Annotated in this window: 17 protein-coding genes; 6 read left to right on the forward strand and 11 right to left on the reverse strand. The window is 58.6% G+C overall.

Annotated elements, in window-relative coordinates:
• The first annotated feature begins 24 nt into the window (after positions 1–24).
• On the forward strand, positions 25–240 hold the full coding sequence (locus ACQZ5G_RS22025) for a helix-turn-helix domain-containing protein (RefSeq protein WP_112540194.1): 216 nt from the start codon (positions 25–27) through the stop codon (positions 238–240).
• A gap of 751 nt (positions 241–991) precedes the next feature.
• Complete coding sequence (locus tag ACQZ5G_RS22030; RefSeq protein ID WP_448738501.1) at positions 992–2,281, forward strand: pilus assembly protein TadG-related protein; 1,290 nt, start codon at positions 992–994, stop codon at positions 2,279–2,281.
• Positions 2,282–2,306: 25 nt separating this feature from the next.
• Here ACQZ5G_RS22030 and ACQZ5G_RS22035 read toward each other — a convergent pair whose 3' ends face one another.
• The 6 genes from ACQZ5G_RS22035 to ACQZ5G_RS22060 all read right to left on the reverse strand — a co-directional run bounded on the left by ACQZ5G_RS22035 (position 2,307) and on the right by ACQZ5G_RS22060 (position 9,690).
• Entirely contained in the window at positions 2,307–4,301 is a 1,995-nt protein-coding gene (locus ACQZ5G_RS22035; protein ID WP_448738502.1) for an alpha-glucosidase, read from the reverse strand.
• A gap of 11 nt (positions 4,302–4,312) precedes the next feature.
• Complete coding sequence (locus ACQZ5G_RS22040; RefSeq protein WP_003519886.1) at positions 4,313–5,167, reverse strand: carbohydrate ABC transporter permease; 855 nt, start codon at positions 5,165–5,167, stop codon at positions 4,313–4,315.
• Between the two features lie 4 nt (positions 5,168–5,171).
• Positions 5,172–6,083: a carbohydrate ABC transporter permease gene (locus ACQZ5G_RS22045; protein WP_448738602.1), complete on the reverse strand. Its 912-nt coding sequence runs from the start codon at positions 6,081–6,083 to the stop codon at positions 5,172–5,174.
• Positions 6,084–6,257: 174 nt separating this feature from the next.
• Positions 6,258–7,523, reverse strand: coding sequence for an ABC transporter substrate-binding protein (locus ACQZ5G_RS22050; protein WP_448738503.1), 1,266 nt, complete (start codon positions 7,521–7,523; stop codon positions 6,258–6,260).
• A gap of 50 nt (positions 7,524–7,573) precedes the next feature.
• Positions 7,574–8,650: an ABC transporter ATP-binding protein gene (locus tag ACQZ5G_RS22055; protein ID WP_003519883.1), complete on the reverse strand. Its 1,077-nt coding sequence runs from the start codon at positions 8,648–8,650 to the stop codon at positions 7,574–7,576.
• A gap of 335 nt (positions 8,651–8,985) precedes the next feature.
• Complete coding sequence (locus ACQZ5G_RS22060) at positions 8,986–9,690, reverse strand: GntR family transcriptional regulator (RefSeq protein WP_448738504.1); 705 nt, start codon at positions 9,688–9,690, stop codon at positions 8,986–8,988.
• Positions 9,691–9,790: 100 nt separating this feature from the next.
• Here ACQZ5G_RS22060 and ACQZ5G_RS22065 point away from each other — a divergent pair, with 100 nt between their 5' ends.
• Genes ACQZ5G_RS22065 through ACQZ5G_RS22075 form a run of 3 tightly spaced genes read left to right on the forward strand, consistent with a single transcriptional unit; the run spans position 9,791 to position 12,365 of the window.
• Positions 9,791–10,948, forward strand: coding sequence for an LLM class flavin-dependent oxidoreductase (locus tag ACQZ5G_RS22065; protein WP_003519880.1), 1,158 nt, complete (start codon positions 9,791–9,793; stop codon positions 10,946–10,948).
• Positions 10,948–11,841, forward strand: a complete 894-nt coding sequence (locus ACQZ5G_RS22070) for an aldo/keto reductase (RefSeq protein ID WP_003519879.1) — start codon at positions 10,948–10,950, stop codon at positions 11,839–11,841. Before ACQZ5G_RS22065 ends, ACQZ5G_RS22070 begins: the two co-directional genes overlap by 1 nt.
• Complete coding sequence (locus ACQZ5G_RS22075; protein WP_003519878.1) at positions 11,841–12,365, forward strand: flavin reductase family protein; 525 nt, start codon at positions 11,841–11,843, stop codon at positions 12,363–12,365. Before ACQZ5G_RS22070 ends, ACQZ5G_RS22075 begins: the two co-directional genes overlap by 1 nt.
• A 102-nt stretch (positions 12,366–12,467) precedes the next feature.
• On the opposite strand, the gene ACQZ5G_RS22080 is transcribed toward ACQZ5G_RS22075, so the two are convergent.
• From ACQZ5G_RS22080 to ACQZ5G_RS22100, 5 genes are all read right to left on the reverse strand, one after another.
• Entirely contained in the window at positions 12,468–15,608 is a 3,141-nt protein-coding gene (locus ACQZ5G_RS22080; RefSeq protein ID WP_448738505.1) for an efflux RND transporter permease subunit, read from the reverse strand.
• Entirely contained in the window at positions 15,605–16,882 is a 1,278-nt protein-coding gene (locus ACQZ5G_RS22085) for an efflux RND transporter periplasmic adaptor subunit (RefSeq protein ID WP_448738506.1), read from the reverse strand. The genes ACQZ5G_RS22080 and ACQZ5G_RS22085 overlap by 4 nt, the downstream gene beginning before the upstream one ends.
• 289 nt (positions 16,883–17,171) lie before the next feature.
• Complete coding sequence (locus ACQZ5G_RS22090; protein WP_448738507.1) at positions 17,172–18,368, reverse strand: polysaccharide biosynthesis/export family protein; 1,197 nt, start codon at positions 18,366–18,368, stop codon at positions 17,172–17,174.
• A gap of 522 nt (positions 18,369–18,890) precedes the next feature.
• Entirely contained in the window at positions 18,891–19,898 is a 1,008-nt protein-coding gene (locus tag ACQZ5G_RS22095) for an acyltransferase family protein (protein WP_448738508.1), read from the reverse strand.
• 55 nt (positions 19,899–19,953) lie between these two features.
• Positions 19,954–21,078: a glycosyltransferase family 4 protein gene (locus ACQZ5G_RS22100; RefSeq protein WP_003519874.1), complete on the reverse strand. Its 1,125-nt coding sequence runs from the start codon at positions 21,076–21,078 to the stop codon at positions 19,954–19,956.
• Positions 21,079–21,582: 504 nt separating this feature from the next.
• On the opposite strand from ACQZ5G_RS22100, the gene ACQZ5G_RS22105 reads away from it, so the two are divergent.
• The gene (locus ACQZ5G_RS22105) at positions 21,583–23,109 is read left to right on the forward strand and encodes an ABC transporter substrate-binding protein (RefSeq protein WP_448738509.1); all 1,527 of its coding nucleotides are present in this window, start codon (positions 21,583–21,585) and stop codon (positions 23,107–23,109) included.
• Positions 23,110–23,257: the final 148 nt, after the last annotated feature.

Raw genomic sequence — 23,257 nt, forward strand, 5'->3', positions numbered from 1 at the left:
TCGGAACATGAGCAACTGATCCGTATGATTACGCGTAAGCGGCACGCGGCTGGCTATACGCAAGAGTTTGTCTCTAACGCCATCGGGCAGCACCAGTCCTACATGGCTAAACTAGAAACGGGTCAACGCCGCCTAGACGTCGTTGAGTACATAGCTATCGCTAAGGTTATCGGGTTTGACCCGGCAGCGGAGCTTCACGTCTTAGCCGCTCAGTTCGATTTAAAATCGTTTCGGGGGTAGATCGTGCTTTGCTTGGAGTTCATCCACTATCAACGACGAAATCGTCGAGTGTCCCGACCCCATGCATTCTCACAGCAGCAATCTTATCATCCCACATGTAGAGGCGGAAGTCCGTCCCGCTGATCACCCATTCGCTGGGAGAAGCGGGAGACTTCTTTAACTCCCCATCCTCTCGTGGTCGCGTTCTTTCTCGCATCAGCAAAGCGTTGATCCCACCCGAAGCCATGCACATCGTCGAAAGATATGAGCGTAAGCCGTATTGCTACCGACAGATATCAACATGGCAAAAATGATCGATTTAGGCGCAGATAAATTAGGTGTCGGGGGCTTGTGATCATCTTCGGGAATGCGAGTTTAGCTCCGGTGGAGCGTGGCGTCGGCTAGCGTCGAATTGCTAATGGAATTGCTAATAAGCTGTTCTAAAAAAACGCTGAAAGATCAGCAAAAACAGTAGCGAGCGTCACCCGGATCAGGTTCAAGGGTCCGGCTCATCGCCATCTCAGCACCGTTCGGTGCTCCCCTCGGAAGAGTTTATTCTGTAGGTCAAGTTTCATAAATGTCAACGTCCTGCCGGCGATCCGTCGTCAGGCGTGATCGTGAATACCCGAACGGGCTTGCGCTGGTGCGCATCTCCCATTGGCGTATTAGTTATTGAGGAAATTAGATTTATCGAAAATTAGTTATCTCTTGAAACTGCCTTTCAATATTATTCGGCTAACTTTCGCTCCGAGGAAAGGTTCCGGGGGCGAATTTGAAGAACATCTGGCAGGATAAATCGGGAAATTTCGGCATTCTCAGCGCCCTGTTGATGGTGCCGCTGATCGGGGCGGCCGGCGTGGCACTCGATGTGACGCATGGCATGGCTGTCAAATCGGACCTGCAGATGGCGGCGGATGCCGCAGCGCTTGCAGTGGTTGCCGATACGTCGTCGAGCGTTCACAAGGCAAAGGAAATGTCGGGCGACGGTGTCATTTCGCTTGGCACTGATGAAGCGTCCGCATTCTTTGAAAGCAATGAGCGGGCCAATCCCGATTATAAGCTCCTGTCTCTTGATGTGTCGGTGATCAAGCGGGGTAACGCGATCGAATCCTCGGTCAGCTTCAAGGCATCGGTCGGCACGACGCTTTCACGGATACTCGGAGAGGATCTCATTACCGTTTCGGGCAAGGCGACCGCCAAATACGAGACGGAAACATTCAGCGACTTCTATGTCCTGCTTGATAACACCCCCTCGATGGGCGTTGGGGCGACGCCGACCGACGTTGCCACCATGGTTGCGAATACGAGCGACAAATGTGCTTTCGCCTGTCACATCGTGAAAAACGGGGTGGTCGATACAAACAGCTATTACTACAAAGCCAAAAGCCTCGGGGTCACGACGCGCATCAATGTGGTGGCGCAGGCTACGGCAAGCCTGATGGATACGGCAAAGTCCACGCGGAAAAGCAGCAATCAATATCGCATGGCGGTATATACCTTCGGAGAGAAGGCGGAAGATACGAAGCTGCTCGAAGTCGTTCCCCTGACCTCGGATCTGGCGACCGCGAAGAAAAAAGCGGGCGAAATCGATCTGATGTCCATTCCCTATCAGGGCTATAATAACGACCAGCAGACCGATTTCGACCGGGCACTGACCCAGATTGGAGACAGGATCGGCTCTTCGGGCACCGGTGCGAGTTCGGCGAGCCCGGAGAAGATCGTTTTCTTCGTGTCAGACGGCGTCGGCGACAGCTACAAGCCATCCTCCTGTACCAAAAAAACGACCAGCGGCCGCTGTCAGGAACCGATCGATATCAAATATTGCACGAAGCTGAAGGAAAAGGGTTTTCGCATCGCCGTGCTTTATACCACCTATCTGCCGCTGCCGACCAATGGCTGGTATAATAGCTGGATCGCACCCTTTCAGCCGGAAATCGGTGCACGCATGCAGCAATGCGCTTCGCCGGGCCTGTTCTTCGAAGTCAGCCCGTCGCAGGGCATCAGCGAGGCGATGACCGCCCTTTTCAAAAAGGCAATCACATCACCCCGCCTGACGGGGTGATGGCAGGGACGATCTCGGCTATCGTTCAGCAGATGGTACGAAGCTGTTCAAACAGCGGCCGATGGCTGCTATCTGCACGATAAAACACCGGCGGCTCGCCGAGCGGCGCTTCGACGGTGACGTCCTGTCCGCCGGTATAATGCGCGCCGCTCCACAGGTGCACCCATTCACCGTCGCCCGGAAGATAGAGCGAGCGTTGCGTTTCGCCCGCTTTCCAGACGGGTGCGACGAGCGTGTCCGCCCCGTAGAGATAGCAGTCCTGAATGGTATAGGTCCGCCGGTCATTCTCGTAGTGCAGGAAGAGCGGACGCTGCACCGGCAGGCCCGTCCTGGCCGCTTCCGCCGAGAGCGATTTCAGATAGGGGGCCAGTGCGACATAGATGGATGTCATGCGGGCGAAATGGGCAAGAACCGCCTCGTCCTGATCGATCTGGAGATTGTCGCGCGGCCGGTTGCCCTCATGGGTACGCATGACCGGGGTAAAAGCCGCCATCTCCGTCCAGCGCATGATGAGCTCTGCAGTTCTGATATTGCCGAACAGGCTGGTGTAACCGCCAATATCGGAATGGTGATAGGCATTGCCCATGAGACCGGAGGAGAGCGCCCCGCAGATGACGGTGACCAGACCGTCGTGACGGGAGAAGTCGACAGACTGGTCGCCGCCCCAGATGAGTGGGCAATGGGCCTGCACGCCGGTGAAGCCGGCGCGCATGAAGAACAGCGCTTCGCCGGTCTTGCCGCGACTTTCGACGGCCTTGGCGTTGACCTCGGCCCAGAGCGTTGGCCAGGCATTGTGCATCAGCTTGGCGTCGACACTGTTGGAAAGCGTGATGTCGATCGGTAGATATTCGCCGAAATCGGCCATCCAGCCGGAGAGGCCGAAATCGAGCATGTTCCTGCCGATGATCTCCTCGGCAAACCAGTCGGCGGCGGCCGGATTGGTGAAATCGACCACGCCGCAATCGAACTCGCCGAAATCCACAAGCGCCGTCTTGCCCTCGGCGTCGGTGGCGAAATAACCGGCTTTTTCGGCCACCGGGAACAGCGGGCCATCGACGCAGAGATAGGGGTTTACATAACCCAGAAAGCGGATGCCCTGATCGGCAAGCTCGGCGATCTTCTGGCGCAGATGCGGATAACGCGTGTCATTCGCCTGCCAGTCCCAGAACAGGCGCGCGCCGAAGGATGTCTGGCGAAGACCCACCCAGTCTTCGCACCAGAGGCCGGACACCTTCGTTCCGGCCGCGCGGATTTTCTCCAGTCGCGCAAAGGAGTTGACGCCGTCCTTTAACCCGATGATCGCGCCGTTATAGACCCATTCCGGCAGTTCCGGCTGGCGTCCGAACCGCAGCGATAGGGCGGAAACGATATCGGTGAAATGATCGCCGGCGAAGAATTCGATCTTTTCGGGGATGGCCCAGATTTCGATCTCGTGGAAATCGCCGTTGCGGAAATCGAAGACCGAATAGGCGCTTGTTTCCACATGGAGGGCGTATCTGCGCGACGACAGGTAAGTCGGTTGCGGGTAGTTGGTATTGTAATAATCACCGCCCGCCTTGCCGCTGACATCGGACTTGAAGGTGATTTCGGTGGTCTTGTCGCGACCGACCCCCGGCTCGGAAGTCCAGAGCGGGAAACGCCGGCCGCGCATGTCGAAATAGGACATCTGTTCGCCGCCGCCCCAGACATGCTCATCCGTTTCCGCAACGACGCGCAGCCAGAGGCGGTTGACGGTGTCATCCAGCGCCGTTAGCCGCATCGCGTTGCCGTCGAGTGTCAGGCGAAGGCGCGGTGCCTGTCCCGGCGCGGATGAGAGCGTGACGCTGTCGCCGCTCACCTCGGCGTGGCGCAGGGCGGTTCGTTCGATAACGTAGTCCTCGATATCGAAATTGCCGCGATACATGTCCATTCGCTCCTCGCCGAAACCGGCGAAGAAGGCCGGGTTTTGGGGAGAATGGGAAAGTATGGTGCGGTTGCCGATCGTGAGCGCGAAGCCGTCTTTGGTGGTTTCGAAACGCATGACTTTACCTTTTAGCCCTTGAGACCACCGGCGGTGAGACCCGAGACGACCCGCTCCTGGAAGATGACGATCAGGATGGCGACCGGCACGATACCCACCACAAGCGCCGCCGAAATGACCGGCCAGGGGAAGGCGAATTCACCCTGATAAAGCTGGATGCCGACGGGGAGTGTGCGGAGCGCGGGATTGGAATTGAAGGACAGCGCCAGCAGGAACTCATCCCAGGCATTCACGAAGGCAAGGATGCCGGCGGTGAAAACGCCCGGCGCGCAGAGCGGCACGACGACCTTGAACAGCGCGCCGATGCGGGTGCAGCCATCGATCATGGCGGCGTTTTCGAGATCGCGCGGGATGCTCTCGAAGAAGGAGACCAGCATCAGCGTGCAGACCGGCAGCGAAAGCACCGTGTAGGGCAGGATCAGCGCCGTCCAGCTGTTGAGCAGGTTCAAGGCGCGCATGATTTCGAACAGCGGCACCAGAAGCGTCACCAGCGGGAATGTGGAAACGGCGATGATGAGCGAAAGGATCAGCGCGCGATATTTGAGGTTCAGCCGCGCCAGCGCGTAAGCCGCCAGCACCGAAATCAGGATGGTGAGCGCGGTCGAAAGCAGCGCCACCATGAAGCTGTTGAACAGGAAGAGATGCAGCGGCTGGTCGGAAAAGGCCTGCATGTAATTGGCCAGCGTCGGCGCATGCGGAAACCAGGTGATCGGCTTGACCGTCAGTTCCGCTTCGGTCTTCAGCGAGGTGAAGAGGATCCAGATCGCCGGAAACAGGCCGTTGACCAGAAGAATAGAGGCCGCGATGAAGCGCAGCGGCTTGCCGGAAAAGAAGGAGGACAGACCGGAATTCGCAACGGTGCTCATGGGATCAGTCCTTCGTCCTGATGATGCGGAGATAAACGGCGGTGACGCACATGGAGAGCGCAAACATCATGACAGCGAGCGCCGAACCGTAACCGAGGTCGAGGAAGGAAACGGTGTTCTGGTGAATGTACATGGCAAGCGTCGTGGTGGATGTGCCGGGGCCGCCGCCGGTCATCATGTAAGGAATATCAAAGGTTTGCAGCGCCGTGATCGTGCGGAAGATGAGGGCGACGACGATCGAGGGCTTGAGAAGCGGCAGGGTGATTTCGAAGAACTGCCGGATTTTGCCGGCGCCATCCACATCCGCCGCCTCGTAGAGCGAACGCGGAATGGTCTGCAGGCCGGCAAGGATCATCAGCGCCATGAAGGAGGATGTCTTCCAGATGATGGTCAGGCAGATGGCCGCAAAGGCCCAGTTCGGCGAATTGAACCAGATGATGCCTTCGAAGCCCAAACGGTTGAGCACATCATTGACCACGCCATATTCGTAATGGAAGAACCACGCGAAGATGAGGCCGGCAAAGGACAGCGGCAGCGCCCACGGGATCAACAGCGAAAGCCGCATCGGCCACTGCATGGAGAAAGGCAGGTTGGCGAGCAGTGCGAGGCCAAGGCCCACGATGAGCGCGCCGGGAACGGTGATCAGCGTGATCAGCACCGTGTTCCAGGTCGTTTCCCAGAAGATCGGGTCGTCGAACATCGCCGTGTAGTTTTCAAAGCCGATGAATTCCGCCGGCAGGCCCGATGTCAGCGAAAGGCTGAAAAACGAGGTGTAGACAAGCCGCGCCACCGGATAGACGATGATGAGCGACAGCAAGATTGCCGCCGGCGCCAGGAGAAGCACGGCCAGCGGCCGGTCGCCGAGATCGAGCCACCGCGTCCAGCGCGGCTGCGGTTTCTCGTCCACCCGAACCATGGTTCTTTCCGGCATTGTCACGTCTGCCACTCCCGCAACTGGATTCACGTCGTCATCTCCCGAGCGGACCGGTTCTTATCCGGCCCGTTTATCGCGCCCTTCAGGCGTCTTTGTTCCTGTCAGTCGAAGCGGCCGGAAAGGGCATGGCAGGCATGCCGCTTTCCGGCCCAAAGCTTAGCGCAGAACGCGCCGCAGACGGCTTTCCATCTGCTTTGCGCCATCCTCCGGCGTCATCACGCCGGCGAGCACACCGTTGACGGTGGTGCGGATCGTCTCGCTGACCTCGTTGTAACGCGGCGTCACGGGGCGGGCCTTGGCGGTCTCGACGACGGGCAGGGCATCCGCGAACCACGGGATCGCCTTGGTCACATCCGCATCCTTGTAGAGTGCGGCATAGGTGGGCAGCAGCGCGGCGTTGATGGCCATGAACTTCGAAACATCCTGACCGGAGAGATATTCCACCAGCTTCTTGGCTTCATCCTGCTGCTTGGAATAGGCCGAAACACCGAATTCCCAGCCGCCGAGGCAGGTTGTCTGCTCGCCGCCCTTGACGGCCGGCAGGCGGGCGACGCCAACCCTGTCGTTCACCTGCGATTCCTTGCCCTGGAAATGCGTCCAGGCGTAGGACCAGTTGACGGCGAAGAGCACCTTGCCGGCTTGGAATTCCTTGCGGGTGTCGTCGGTCGCCACTTCGGAAATATTCTTCTTGGAAATGCCTTCATCGACAAAGCTCTTCCAGAGCTTCAGCGAATCCACGGCAGCCTTGTTGTCGAAATTCAGCTTGCCGTTCTCAACCAGCGACTTGCCCTCGCTCCAATAGGGCAGGAGGAAGGTGCAGACCGCGCCTTCGATCGCCTTGCCCTGGAAGGACAGGCCCTGAAGCTCGGGGTTCTTTTCACCTTCCATCACCTTCTTGGACGCCTCTTTCAACTCGTCCCAGGTGGTTGGCGGCTGAATGCCGTATTTGTCCAGCAGGTCCTTGCGGTAATATAGGAACATGGAGTCGGCAAAAGCGGGCAGCGCCACGATCTTGCCATCCACGGTGTTGGCTTCCGCATAGGTCGGCAGATAGGCGGACATATCCTTTCCGGAGAAATCGCTGGTCCAGCCGGCGGTGGCGAATTGCGCAGGGCGGATGACGTCGAGCATCAGCACGTCAAGGCTCGAATCCTTGGCCGACATCACGGTATTTAGATATTGCGCCTGCATTTCCGAGGTGTTGCCGCCGGTCTCGATGACCACCTTCACACCCGGCGTCTTGGCCTCATATTGATCCAGCGCCTTGCGCCACACATCGGGCTGATGCTGGCTGGAAACGAAGATTTTCAGTTCGGCGTCGGCAAAGGCCTGTCCCGAAAAGGCGAGCATGGTTGCGCAGAACGCGGCACCCATGAGGGCTTTGCCCCGGATAGATTTGCCCCCGATAGCTTTGAATGTCATGTGTTCCTCCCGTTATTAAATACTTGGCCGCAGCGTTTTTCGCCCGGCAATCAGTGGATCGAGCGTTCCGTTGCGGCGTCGAAAAGATGGACCTTGGACGGATCGACGCCGATCTTCAGTTCCTCATTCGGAGCAGGCCGCAGATGCGGCGGCATGCGTGCGGTCAGCGCCGCATCGCCAAGGCTGAAATGGACGAGCGTGTCCGAGCCGAGCGGTTCCACCACCTGCACTTTGACCGCAAGCTGCGTGTCGAAGCCCTCGACGGGGCCGAAATGTTCCGGACGAATGCCGACGATGACTTCACGTCCGTCGAGCCCGGTTTCGCGCGATGGCCGGATGGCTGCCATCGGCAGGGAATTGCCGTCGGAAAATGCCAGCCGGTCGCCGCTCACCTTTGCGCGGGCGAAATTCATCGCCGGCGCGCCGACGAAACCGCCCACGAAGACGCTTTCCGGCCTGTTATAGACCTCGTCCGGCGTGCCGACCTGTTCGATATCGCCGCCGCGCAGGATGACGATGCGGTCCGCCAGCGTCATGGCCTCCACTTGGTCATGGGTAACGTAGATGATGGTCGTGCCGAGCTGCTGGTGCAGGCGCTTGATTTCCGTGCGCACCTGTCCGCGCAGCTTGGCGTCGAGGTTGGAAAGCGGCTCATCGAACAGAAACACCTGCGGGCGGCGCACGATGGCGCGGCCCATGGCCACGCGCTGGCGCTGGCCGCCGGAAAGCTGGCCGGGCCGACGGTCGAGGAGGTGCTCGATGCCGAGCATCTTCGCCGCGTCATCGATGCTGGCATTGGCCTGCGATGCGCTGACACCGCGCACCTTCAGGCTGAAACCCATGTTTTCGCGCACCGTCTTGTGCGGATAAAGCGCATAGTCCTGAAATACCATGGCGATGTCACGCTCACGCGGCGGCAGCCGATTGACGACGCGGTCGCCGATCTTCACTTCGCCGCCGGTAATGCTTTCAAGCCCGGCGACCATGCGCAGCGTCGTCGATTTGCCGCAGCCGGAAGGGCCGACGAACACGACGAATTCGCCATCGTTGATTTCAAGATCTATGCCCTTGACGATGCGAAGGGCACCGTAACTCTTGTCCAGCTTGCGCAGGCTGACCGAAGCCATATTTTCCTCCTCACGACCGGCGCGTCCAGAATTCGGATGGACGCCATTGCCGGTATCAACCTTCAAGTTCCACGCATCGCATCGTCGAAAATCGATCCCGATTGTCTGGCGATATCGTGGGATGGCGAAACGCCTGTCTCCCTGAGGACGTGATATTACCTTTCAAAAAAAGGAAATCAATAGTGTATCAATTTTATTTCTGACAGAAATCAAAAACTATTAAGCCATTGATTTAAAGAAATATAGTCGCAAAACTGCCTGCTGGGCAGGCCGCTGCTTGCTTGCCTCCCGTCAATTTTCTCTATTCATCTGCATCACGCGAATTTTGCGCAGTCTCAACGTATGCGAGAAACGTATCGCACAACGGTATGGTCGAACCAGGTCCATGAAACTTCGGCCACAGCACCATCCTGCGCCTGGCTAAGACGCAACACGCGCGGCACCAGCGCGCCTGATTTCTGACCGAAGACCTCGGGCGTCCATTCCGGTACTTCACCGAGATCGATGCGATCCTCCGCCTTCGATATCCAGAGGTTGAGGCGGGTGCGATAATAGAGGTAGAGCGATTCCGACATGTTCTCGATGGCGATGGTGTCGACGTAAGAACCGTCCAGCCAGATTTCCTCGATGGCCGCCGGTTTGCCGGCAATGCGCCGCAGGCGGCGAATCCTGTGTCCTTCGGTCGACGTGCCGAAGGCGGGCAGGCCGGCGGGCTTGGCAAGGCGGGCCACATCCAGAACCTCCGCCGTCGGCAGGCCGCCGCCCTCGATCAGTTCAAGCCGGAAGAAGGCGTAGACGCTTTGCGGGTCGCTGACTGCGCGAATGTAATTGCCCGAACCCTGCACGCGCTCCAGCAGGCCGCGCTCCTGCAATTCGGCGAGCGACTTGCGAAGCGTGCCAACGGCGATGCCGAGATCGGCCGCCATATCGCGCTCCGGCGCGAGTTTCTCGCCATCGATCAGCCGGCCCGCCGCCACCTCGCGCACCAGCATTTCCGCGATCTGCATATACATTGGCAGGCTGCCGCCAGTGTTTTTCATATGCCGTTTCCTCCCCCGAAACAAAAATTGATACATCATTGATTTACATATTTCTTGATGTTATGCAAGAAAAACGAGAGCGGCCCTGAGGAGGAATTGCATGACCGTCGTACCCGTTACATCCGCTGATCTCGATGCTGCCGAGGTCTCCTGGTTTTCCGCTTTGTGTTCCGATGACTACGCCTATCTCGGCGTGCCGGATGGCAGCCTGCGTTCCAGTTTCGAGCATTGTTCCGACATCGTCAAAAAGGCCGAAGAACTCGGCTTCCGCAACATCCTCTGCCCTTCGTCCTATCAGGTCGGGCAGGATACGCTGAGCTTCGTCGCCGGCTGTGCGCCGATCAGCGACCGCATCAATTTCCTTGCTGCTATTCGTTGCGGCGAAATGCAGCCGATCATGCTGGCGCGCACGGTGGCGACGCTCGACCACATGCTGAAAGGCCGCCTGACGCTCAACGTCATCAGCTCGGATTTCCCCGGCGAAGTGGCCGATAGCGCCTTTCGCTACAAGCGCAGCCATGAGGTGGTTGAGATTCTGCGCCAGGCCTGGACGCGCGACACCATCGACCATGACGGCGAAATCTACCAGTTCAAGGGCGTCTCCACCGAGCCGGCAAGACCCTATCAGCAGAATGGCGGACCGCTTCTTTATTTCGGTGGCTACTCGCCGGATGCATTGGAACTCTGCGGCGCGCAATGCGACGTCTATCTGATGTGGCCGGAAACGAAGGACCAGCTTGCGGACCGCATGCGTGCCGCAAATGAACGCGCCGCCGCCCATGGCCGCACGCTGGATTACGGCCTGCGTGTCCATATGGTGGTGCGCGATACCGAACAGGAAGCCCGCGAATATGCCGAACATCTTGTCTCGAAGCTCGATGACGAATATGGGCAACTGATCCGCAACCGCGCGCATGACAGCGGCTCGCTCGGCGTGTCGCATCAGGCGCGTGCCCGCGAACTCGCCGACAAGTTCGGTTATGTCGAACCCAATCTGTGGACCGGCATCGGCCGGGCGCGTTCGGGCTGCGGTGCGGCGCTGGTCGGTTCCACCGACAAGGTGCTTTCGGCGCTGGAGGAATACCAGAAGATGGGCATTCGCGCCTTCATCCTTTCCGGTTATCCGCATCTCGATGAGGCGGAGCACTTCGGCACCAAGGTTCTGCCGCAGATGAAAACCTGCTCCCTGCCGCATGCCTATGGCCGGGTGCCTTCTGAAACGCCGGCCACGCCGCTCGGCAACGGGGAACGCCACTGATGGAACGCATCGCTCTTTCCGACAAACTCGAACTCAGCCGCATCGTCTACGGCATGTGGCGCATCGGCGACGATGCCGATACCTCGCCCGCCCACGTGCAGGCCAAGATCGAGGCTTGCCTCGCGCAGGGCATCACCACCATGGATCAGGCCGATATTTACGGCGGATACACGGCGGAAGCCATTCTGGGGGCGGGCCTGAAAGCCGCGCCCGGACTGCGCGACAGAATAGAAATCGTCACGAAATGCGGCATCGTTGCACCCGCCGGACGTTACGCCGCCGCCCGCGTCAAACATTACGACACGACGGCCGGCCACATCAACGCCTCGGTCGAGGCGTCGCTTCGCGACATGGGGACGGATCACGTCGACCTGCTGCTCATTCACCGTCCAGATCCGTTGATCGATGCGGAAGAAACCGGCAAGGCACTCGATGCGCTGGTGGCATCCGGCAAGGTCAAGGCCGTCGGCGTCTCCAACTTCCGCCCGTGGGATTTCTCCCTGCTGCAATCGGCGATGAGCAACCGGCTCGTGACCAACCAGATCGAAATGAGCCTTCTCGCCACGGATTGCTTCACCAATGGCGATCTGGCCTTCCTGCAGGAAAAGCGTGTTTCTCCAATGGCATGGTCGCCGCTTGGCGGCGGCTCGCTGTTCTCCGGTGCCCATGGTGGCACCATGGCCGCCCTGCAGCGCATCGGCAAGGAACAGGGCGTGGATGCCACGGCAGTGGCGATCGCCTGGCTTTTGCGGCATCCGGCCAAGATCGTGCCTGTGCTCGGCACCAACAATATCGAGCGTATCAGAACGGCGGCCGATGCGCTCAACGTGACGATGGACCGCCAGACGTGGTTCGAACTCTACACCCTTGCGCTTGGAAAAGAGGTGCCGTGATGACAGTGGCAGAGGCGATCAAAATGCCCAATGAGCATGTATTCGTTCCCGGCGGCGAAAACAGCCGCAGCTTCCGCAATGCGCTAGGCGCTTTCACCACCGGCGTGACGGTGGTGACCGCCACGACGCCGGAAGGGCCGATCGGCATGACGGTCAACAGCTTCGCATCCGTGTCGCTCGATCCGCCGCTGGTGCTGTGGTCGCCGGCCAAAAGCTCGTCGCGTTATCAGGCCTTCAGCGGTGCAACCCATTTCGCCATCCACGTGCTGAGCGCCGATCAGGATGTGCTGAGCGCCCGCTTCACCCGCAATGGCCGCGCTTTCGACGATCTCGACTGGGAAATGAATGACGAGGGCGTTCCCGTCATTCCCGGCACGCTTGCCCGGTTCGAATGCCGTCAGGCGGCGTCCCACGATGCGGGCGACCACACCATCATCGTCGGCGAGGTGCTGCGCGCCGCCCATCGCGACGGGGACCCGCTGTGCTTTTCGGGCGGAGCCTTTGGCCGGTTTTCGCGGCAATAAAAGAGCCTGGCTGGATTTTCATATTCTCTGACAGAGGCTCTGTTATTGCAGCGGTGGTGCCTCAGCGGGTTTCGAGGCGCTGATGCGCCTCGAAAATCTGCGTTAAGCGGCAACGGAGTCCGGTTCGCCGGTCCCTTCCGGCTTTTGCGGTTCGACGTGTTTTTCCGCCTTTTTCCGGCGGGAAAACAGCCTGGTGAGGAAATGGCCGAACCGATCCATTTCCACGAAGATGACAGGTGTGATGAACAACGTCAGCAATTGCGACACGATGAGGCCGCCGACCACGGCGATGCCGAGCGGCTGGCGCAGTTCCGAACTCGCGCCCGAGCCGAGTGCGATGGGGAGCGCCCCAAGCAGCGCGCAGAAGGTCGTCATCATGATCGGCCGGAAACGGCGCACGCAGGCCTCGTGAATGGCGGTTGCGGGCGGTTCGGCCTTTTCGCGCATCAGTTCCACCGCGACATCGATCATCATGATCGCGTTTTTCTTGACGATGCCGATCAGCATCAGCAGGCCGATCAGCGCGATGATCGAGAAATCCATGCCCATCACCTTCAGCGCCACCAGTGCGCCGAAGGCCGCCGCCGGCAGGCCGGAGAGGATGGTCAGCGGGTGGATGAAGCTCTCGTAAAGCACGCCGAGAACCACATAGATGGTCAGCACCGCCGCCAGAATGAGGATGCCGGTATTGCCCTGGCTCTGCTGGAAGATCGCCGCCGTGCCGCCATAGCTGGTGAAGACATCCTGCGGCAGGCCTATCGTGCTCTTGATCTGATCGATCCGGCTTGTGGCATCGGAAAGCGCCACGCCATCCGGCAGGTTGAAGGAGATGGTGGTGGAGACGAGCTGGCCCGTCTGGTTGATGGTGACAGGGGCCTGTGTGCGGGTGAGGCTGGCGAAGTTTGAAAGCGGAACCAGAACGCCCGATTTCGCCGAAAGAATGTTGATATCGCTGAGGAAATCATCATTCCACGGTTTCGAGCTGTCGAATTCCACAATCACGTCGTAGCTGTCGCCGGTGGACTGGATCTGTGCCGCCGTATAACCGCCAAAGGACATTTCCAGCGTCTTGCGCAACTGGTCATTGGTGATGCCGAAGGCGGCGGCCTTTTCCGGGTCGACGGAAATCGTCGCGGCGATCGCGCCGTTCTGGGCGTCGGAGGTGACTGACGTGAAGGTGTGGTCGCGGCGCATCGCTTCCATCAGCTTGTTCGACCATTCATTGGTCGTGTCGGCGTTCAGGCCCTGAACGACGAGCTGGTACTGGCTGGCGGAGCTGCGCCCGCCGAAACGCAGGCTCTGCTGCGGATTGATATAGGTGCGGATGCCCGCCACTTTCGATGTGGCCTGCCCCAGTTCCGCCAGCACCTGGCTCAGCGGCGCCCGCTCTTCCTTGGGCTTCAGCTCCACGAACATCGAGCCGTTGTTCAGCGGATTGCGTGAATTGCCGCCGACAATGGAGGTGACATGCACCACGGCCGGATTCTTGCGGATCTGATCGGCGATCTGAGCCTGGAGATCGCGCATCGCCGTATAGGAAATATCCTCACGCGCCTGCGTCGAAACCGAAAGACGGCCGATATCTTCCTGGGGAAAGAAGCTGGAGGGCAGGGTTTCGAAGAGATAGAGCGATGCCGCGACCGAGGCGAGAAATGACGCCAAAACGATGCGGCGATGGGAGAGGCACCACCCGACGGCGCGGCCATAGGCGCGCAACGTGCGTTCGAAACCCGCATCGAACCAGCGGATGATCGCCGGTGGTCTGGAGGAGTGGCCGGAGAGGCGCGAAGCGAGCATCGGCGTCACCGTCAGCGAGACCAGCGCCGAGGCCATGATCGCGAGCGTGACAACCATGCCGAATTCGTTGAAGAGCCTGCCGATGACGCCGCCCATCAACAGGATGGGAATGAAGACGGCAACCAGCGAGATGGACATGGAGAGAATGGTGCTGCTGACCTCCGCCGCGCCCTGAAGGGCCGCTTCGCGCATGGGCAGGCCTTTTTCATGCAGGCGCAGGATGTTTTCCAGCATGACGATGGCGTCGTCCACCACCAGTCCCACCGAAAGCGTCAGGCCGAGCAGCGAGATATTGTCGATGCTGTAGCCCAGAACATACATCATGCCGAAGGCGGTGATGAGAGACAGGGGGACTGCAAGACCCGGAATGATCGTCGCCGTCAGGTGCCCGGTGAAGAGATAGATAACCGCAACCACCAGCCCGATGGTGAGAAACAGCGTGAACTGGACGTCCGAAATCGCGTCCTTGATGGCGGTCGAGGCGTCATTCATGACGTTGATATTGACCGAAGGCGGCAACTGCTGGTGAAGCGCCGGCAGCTTGGCCTTGATGGCGTCCACTACGTCGACCGTATTGGCGTCCGGCTGACGCTGCACGGCGAGAACGATGGCCTGTTCACCGTCGAACCAGCTGCCGGCATTGGTGTTGTCGATGCTGTCGGTGACATTGGCGATATCGCCGAGATGGATCGGCGCGCCATTATTCGTCGAGACGACCAGCGAGCGGAAGGCGGTCGCATTGGTGCGCTGGGTATCGGCCTCGATCGTCAGGCGCTGATTGTCGTTCTGCAACGCCCCGACGGGCACCTGATTATTCGCTTGGGCGATGGCGGTGGTGACGGTGTCGACGCCAAGCCCTCTTGCCTGAAGCTGGGCCGGATCGAGGCCGATACGCACGGCATAGGTCTGCGCGCCATAGATGCTCACCTGCGCGACGCCCGATATGGTGGAAAGAAGCGGCGAGATGATGTTCTCGGCGATTTCATCGACCTTGCTGGTCGGCATCTCTTTGCTATTGACGGCCAGCAGCAGCACCGGCGCATCGGCCGGATTGGTCTTGCGATAGCTTGGCGTCGTCGTCATGTTGCTCGGCAATTGCCGCTGTGCGCGGGAAATCGCGGCCTGTACATCGGCCGCCGCTGCATCGATATCGCGGTTGAGATCGAACTGCAGCACGATCGAGCTGTTGCCGAGCGTATTGGTGGCGCTGATTTCGCTGACGCCGGGAATGGTCTCGAACTGCTTGATCAGTGGTGTGGTGACCGATGTGGCCATGGTTTGCGGCGAAGCGCCTGACAGCGACGAGGAAACGTTGATCGTCGGGAAATCCACCTTCGGCAGGGCGGCGACGGGCAGCAGGCGGAAGCCGGCAAGCCCGGCCAGCACCAGGCCGATGGCGAGAAGCGTGGTGGCGACGGGCCGGTTGATGCAGAAATTGGGGATCATTGGTCGCCAACCTTTTCCTGCGGAATATTGGCGGCCAGATTGCCGGCCGCGCCGCCCTTGTCGGAAAATTGCTCGACCACGAACTGGCCGTCGGCAAGTTCGGATTGACCCTCGATAATCACATGCTCGCCACCATTCAGGCCGCTTGCGATGGCGGTAAGATCGCCATTCGAGCGGGCGACTTCCACCGGTGTCATATGGGCATGATGCTCGCTATCGACGGTATAGACGAAATTGCCCCTCGGCCCCGGCCGCACGGCGACCGTCGGCACGACGATCATTTCATCGTCCGAAACGAAGTGCGCCGTGACATTGACGGACTGGCCGGGCCATAAAAGACCGCGATCGTTCTTGAATTCCGCCTTGGCCAGCACCGTGCCGGAGGTCTGATCCACCGTATTGTCGTAGAACCGCAGCACGCCGCTCATCGGTTCGCCCCCCGTCGCCGCGGGATCGACATCGACTGCGGTATTCTTCGCCACACCTTCGCGCAATTGCGGTAGATAGCGCTGTGAGAGCCGGAAACTGACCGAAATCGGATCGTATTTGGTGATCGTCACGATATTGACGCCGGCGCTGAGATAGGCGCCGGGGCTGACGCTGATATCGCCGAGCCGCCCATCGAAGGGGGCACGGATTTCCATGTGCTCGAGCGTCACCTGGTCGGAGGCAAGTGTTGCCTTGTCGGCATCGATCTTGGCGCTGGCGCTATCCCGCGCCGCCCTTGCCTGATCCAGCACCTGCTGGGATTCCGCGCTCTGCTTGACGAGGTTGGCGGCGCGCTGGAAGGCGGCCTCCGTCTGCTCCAGCGTTGCCTGATCGGCGGCGATATTGGCCTTGTCCTTGTCGACAGCGGCGCGGGCGATGCGGTCATCCATCTTGAGGATAAGGTCGCCCGCCTTGATATGCTGACCGTCCTTCGCCTCGATTTCCATGACGAGGCCGGCCTGAAGCGGCGCGATATTGGTGATGTCGGCCGCAACCGCCCAGCCCGTCGCCGTTGCATCCATCGGCAGCGTCGCCTTGCCGACGGCGATGGTGCTGATGGTGGGTGGCCCGCCATTGCGCCGCCCTCCACCCTGTCTTTGTCCCTGCTGCCGGGCTGGTTGGCCGCCTTGGGAGGACTGCGCCGCCGTTTCGGCGTCGGCCCTGGGAGATACGCTGGCAAATTGCTTGAGATAGGGGACTTGATCGAGCGGCAGGCGGTCCTTGAAATACCAGGCACCGGCGGCTGCGATGGCAAGAACGCTGAGAGCGGTCCAGAAACGTTTCATCTGACGATTCCGCGTAATGAGAGCGATACATGTTTCCCGAACATGTGCGGTAAGCCTTGGGAGCAGCTTTCCCCCACAAGACACCCAATGCGCTGCGAAATCACCTTAAACTTTTGTAATGGCGGCGACAATGACTGTCGCTATACGCCCTGTCTTTCAGGGGACAGACGGTTTCGGTTCCTGCCCCATGCAATGCTTGACCATGTTCCCGTTCGCCGCTGGTTCCGGCCAAAGAAAAAGCCGCCTCGTTTCCGGGGCGGCTTTGTCATGAACGGCGAGAAGCCGCCGATTAGAAGGCCCGGATGGCGTTGCGGGTCGCAAGCACGTCCTCGGCGACATTGCCCGTCGTCGCCGGTACGGAGCCGACGAGATCCAGGAACTTGTAAAGTTCGGTGGCCTGCGAGTTGGTGACATAGATGATGTCGCGATCCTGCATCGGGAACTTCGTGGCGGCGAAGAAGGTCGACGGATCGCGCAGATTGGCGCGGAAGATGACCGGAACGTCCTGTCCGGGGAACTTCGACGTATTGATACCGAGCTTCACGAGAAGATCGCGCTTGACGATACGATAGACATAGACCTGAGCCGGGTCGGCACGGGAATCGAGCAGTCCGCCCGCTTTGCCGAGTGCGTCCGAAAGCTTGAGATCGGCATCCTCGAACTCGAAACGTCCGTTGAGGCCCGAAGCGCCGAAAGCAAGGTAGGTGCGGCGCTCACGCTCCACCATGATCGTGTCGCCCGGAACCACATAGATGTTTTCGGACGGCGTGCTGACGAGGTGGTTGTAGTTGACGCGGGCGGTCTTGCCGCGACGGATCAGCGTGACATAGGATTCGATATTCGGGGCGCTGAGGCCCTTTGCATAGGAGATGACGTCGAGAACCCGATCGCCCGCTTCCGAAAGCTGAACCTTTGTCGGCTCCTTGACGTCGCCAAGCACGGAGGCCTGTGCGGAGCGGCTGGAAATCTTGGTGATGAGAACCTGCGGTTCGATGGCGCGGTTGGCGAGCCGTTCCTCGATTTCGCTCTGTACATCCTCGACGTTGCGGCCGGTGGCGCGAATCTTGCCCGCATAGGGAACGCTGATATTGCCTTCCCGGTCCACGGTCTGGTTCGGCAGGCTGATGAAGTTGCCGGGACGGCTGCCCGCGTCGTTCGGAATGAACAGGCCGCCGGCCTGGCTTTCAAAGATTGCAACCTGCACCACGTCGCCGACACCCATCGGCAACGCCGGGACGCCGCCCTTGCCGCCGCCGAAACTGCCGAGCAGGGTGGTGGTTGTGGTGTCGCCGACGTAATTGAGGACGGAGCTGTTGATGTCGAGCAGCGCGTAGTCGACACCGGCGGTTTTCTGCTTGTCCTTGGAGGCGAATTTCACCGAAGCGTTAGATTCGATCGAGGCTGCATCGGGGCCGGAGGCCGAAGTCACCGTGCAACCCGCCAGTGCTGCGGAGGCAAGCAGAATCGAAACATTCAATAAACGCATTTGGTCCTCAAAATGAATGCCGTCCGAAAAGCTGAAATAATCCGGACATCGTATAAGTTTTTAAAAATAAGCACTTCATAAATGACACCGGTAAAGGAAATCCAAACCGGCATTACATCCGTTCAGCGGAATCGCATCCCGGGATGTTTACGTCCCCTATCAGGCATATGCCCAATTTCAGACGATGCTTCAAGTTCATCATCGCTCAACTGCGCCGAAAATTTCCGGGCGAGGCACGATGTTCGAGTCCACTAATGGTGTCAGTATTGTTGCGCTTCAATATTCAGTTGGATGCCATAATCTCTTTGATTGCTGCATTGCGCTAGTGCAGTTTTGTCACGCTTGCGCGGTTTCTTTTGCTGTTGACTGACGTGAAGACTAATCAATTGTTTTGTAAAATAATTTTTCCTATTTCAGTATAAATGCTTCTGAAATAAAGAGCCTGCCCGCGACTTCAAGTCGTTCTTTAACTCCCGGAATCGCTAGGTTCGCGTCCACGCTATTCGTCAGACCCTTCGATTGCTATGCAGCACTGGCATTATGTCGGCGATATGCCGAAGCGGGCAGAGCCATCCATTCATGTATCCCGAAACGTATTGCGGCCATCTGAACAATGGCCGGCAGGGCAACGCCAATGATTGTCGTGATTACCAACAGGCTCGCTATGTCCGTTACATGAAACAACTTGACCGCGACAGCCCGGCCAAAACCGATGGCGATGATATGCATCACATAAATTCCAACGGACAACTGGCCGAGTGTCTTGAACATCAATGAAATAGGGCTTTCACGAATAACTAGTGCCTGCGAAATTGCGATCATCAAGACTATGCCGAGACCCGCCGATAAGAAAGGAAACCGTTCGGGGATTTCAATTTGCCACGAGACATAGGTGGAAATCGTAAAGGCTGCCAGAAGCGCGAGAAATGAGGGCATAGTGTATCGCTTCTGCTGAAAGCCGTATTGTTTTGCGACAATGCCGAGTGTGAAATAGATCAAGCCGTACGTAATGTCCCATGGGACCTGCTGGCCCTGCAGATAAAAGAAAATGAACAGAATAAGCGCGAATGCCGCTCGGACGAGGGCAGGCACCCGAACGAGTACATGAGAGGCAAGTTGGCAAAAAAATAGTGAGTAAAGAAACCAGAAGGGGCTGATCGGGCTCCATAGAATTTCCAGGACTCTGGTAAAATCAATGGTCGTGTTTGTAAGACCCAAACGCCCCATCACCACCATCAGGCTGCCATGCAGGACTGACCAGAATAGATAGGGATAAGCGATATTTCTTACGAGCTTGGCGAAAAAATCTCTAGGTGCGGTATCTTGTCCAGAGAAGAACAGTCCCGACACGAAGAAAAAAAACGGCATATGGAAGGTGTAAATTGCATAGTCGGCGAAGCCCATAAGGCCGAAGTGCGGCGGCGCGACAGAACCATTTAGGCCTCTTTCCGCATGGCCGAAAACAACAAGGAATATACACAGGCCTTTGGCGACATCATAACTATAGTCACGCGGATTCTTAGGTTTCATCCAAGCACTCAATGGAAGTTTTCTTGCGTAGATGTTGGCCGAAGGCATTTCTTTATTACGCCCGCTCAGCCAGTGCGAAATTCACGGTATCCGCGAATTCCCGCAGGAAACGCTCGCGTGAGAAGCGGGCGGCATTGTTGATGCAGGCGTTCTTGTCGAAGCGGTCGGAATTGTCGACGAACTCCTGTACGGCGGCACAGATCGCCTCCGGTGTCTGCTCACCGAAATAAAGGCCGGTCGGATGGTTGGAGGCGCCGAGCGGAACGACGGTTTCCAGCACGCCGCCCTTGCCATAGGCGATGACCGGTGTGCCGAGCGCCTGGGATTCGACGGGCACGATGCCGAAATCGTCTTCCGCTGCAAAAACAAAGGCCTTGGCCTCGGCCATGTATTTGTGAAGCTCGTCATTGCCGACGAAACCGAGGATTTCGACATTCGGCGTGGCGATTTCGCGGATGCGTTTCATGTCCGGCCCGTCGCCGATGACGACCAGCCGTTTGTCGGGCATCTTTGCAAAGGCTTCCACGATCAGGTGCACCTTCTTGTAGGGCACGAGCCGCGATGCCGTGACGAAATAGTCACCCTTAAGCTCGGACGGGGAAAGATGGGATGTGTCCACCGGCGGATAGATCACGGTGGAATCGCGGCCATAACACTTGCGCACCCGGTTACGGATGAATTTGGAGTTGACCGTCATCAGGTCGACACCGTTGGCGGTGCGGATGTCCCACATGCGGATATAGTGAAGAATGGCGCGCGCGATCCATGAGGTAAAGCCGCGCGTCAGTCTTGTTTCCTTGAGATACTGGTGCTGCAGGTCCCAGGCGTAGCGGATGGGGCTATGGATATAGGAGACGTGAAATTGGCCCGGGCCGGTGATGACACCCTTGGCGACCGCATAGCTCGAGGAAATAACGAGATCGTAGCCGCTCAGATCGAACTGTTCGATGGCGAGCGGCATTAGCGGCAGATAGGAGCGGTATTTTTTCCGGGCGAAAGGCAGCTTCTGGATGAAGGAGGTGTTGACGGGGCGGCCGCCGAGAAATCCCCGGTCGCGCTCGCTCATGAAATCGACAAGGCAGTACAGATCCGCGTGAGGGTAAATCTCAAGAAGGTTGTGAAGCACTTTTTCGGCCCCGCCTCTGTCGGTGAGCCAGTCATGCACGATTGCCGTCTTCATAATTTCCTCAATAATTTCAACGTAATAAAAATTAATGTTCCGCCATGGAATAAAGTTTGGCGGTGTAGAATATCAGGTCTGTCTGCAGCCCTTGAAAATACGGCTGGCGGCGTCAAATAGCGTAACGATTAATAAGAATATGCGGGTATGTCTGGGGTGGCCTAGCGTTAGTCCGCTCTTTAATAGCACTTTGTTCGCAAATGCGAAATATCCAACCTTCTTAATTCCCTTTTCTTCCTGTGCAGTCAAACGCCGGTCGTCATTCCCGCTTTCCCAGCCGGAAGAGATGGATATCACGGCACACCGCTTTTTTGGCGAAACTCCCGTTTTTTCATTGCCTTAAACGGTGCTGCCACCTCTCCCGAAGACTTCTCTTGCGTTTCGCCGATCATGGAGACCCATCATCGTGCCGCATTGTCATTGACAAGGCGTCTTATCGAGATATTCTGTTATAAAGATGCATATAACATAATAATGGAACACATAAGAGCTGGGAGCTTGACCATGAGACGTAAACTTGCATTTCTCGCCACCGCCGCTTTGCTGCTTGCGCCGGGTGTAATGATGGCTGCGGAGAAGGGCGGCGTCATCAATGTCGCCACCATCGGCGAGCCGCCGACCCTCGATCCCATGGCGTCTACTGCCGATCTCGTCGGCATCGTCACGCAGCATATTTTCGAAACGCTCTATACCTTCGACAAGGGCTGGAAGGTGACACCGCTTCTGGCGGAAAGCCTGCCCGAGATCAGTGCGGACGGCAAAACCTACACGATCAAGCTCAGGCAGGGCATCAAGTTCCATGACGGCAGCGACATGACATCCGAAGATGTCGTCGCCTCGCTCGGCCGCTGGATGAAGATCGCCTCGCGCGGCAAACAGGCAGCCGGCTTTATCGAGAATATCTCCGCGCCGGATGCCGGAACGGTCACGATCGCCCTCAAGCAGCCCTATGCGCCGCTTGCTTCGCTGCTCGCCTTCAACAATTCCGCAGCCATCATCCTGCCGGCCGAAAAGCAGGCGGAGCCGATGGCCGAATTCATCGGCACCGGGCCCTATATGCTGAAGGAACGCAAGGCCGACCAGTATATCCAGCTCGTCCGTTTCGATGGCTACAAGTCCCGCGATGGCGAAAGCGACGGTTATGGCGGTGCACGCCATCAGTATCTCGATGAAATCCGCTTCGTTCCGGTGCCCGATCCGAATACCCGCGTCGAAGCCGCCGTTTCCGGGCAATATGATTACGTCGATTCCATTCCGGTGGAATCCTTCGACAAGGTGAAGTCGTCGTCTGCCTCCCAGCCTTTGATGCTGAAGCCTTTCGGTTATCCGGTCTTCGTGTTCAACACGAAGGAGGGGCTTTCTTCCAAGCTGGAGGTCCGCAAGGCGGTGACCGAAGCGCTGAACATGGAGGATATGCTGGCGGCCGCTTTCGGCAGCACGGATTTCTATGCGCTCGATGGCGCCTATTATCCCGATAATTTCTCCTGGCATTCGGAAGAGGGCGTCGAGGGCAATTACAATCTCGGCAACCCGGAAGCCGCCGCCGAAAAGCTGAAGGCGGCCGGCTACAACGGCGAGCCGCTGCGCATCCTCACCAGCCGCCAGTATGAGTTCCATTACAAGATGGCGCAGGTCGCGGCGGAATATCTGAAGCTTGCCGGTTTCAAGGTGGATATGCAGGTGGTGGACTGGGCGACGCTGACGCAGCGCCGCGCCGACCCGAAGCTCTGGGATATCTACATCACTCACAGCCCCTTCCTGCCGGAGCCGGCGCTGATCGGCGCGCTCTCCACCGGGTCGCCGGGCTGGTGGGATACGCCGGCGCGCAAGGCGGCGGTTGACGCCTTCACCTCGGAAGCCGATCCGGAGAAGCGTATCGCGCTTTGGGCCAATGTGCAGAAAACGATCTATGCCGAGCTGCCGCTCATCAAGATCGGCGACTTCAATGCCGTGGCGGCCAAGTCCAACAAGCTGGAAGGCGTCGATCCGGCTCCATGGCCTTACTTCTGGAACGCTTCGGTCACGAAATAAGGCCGGCACCGCACGCCGTCACCCCGGCCTTGAGCCGGGGTCCAGCGCGATCAAGTCCTTGATCGCAAAAGATTCTCTCACCACGCGGACGCGTGGTGGCTGGATGCCGGATCAAGTCCGGCATGACGGAAGTGAGCAGTCGATCTTT

It is taken from the genome of Agrobacterium sp. 22-214-1 (assembly GCF_053522465.1).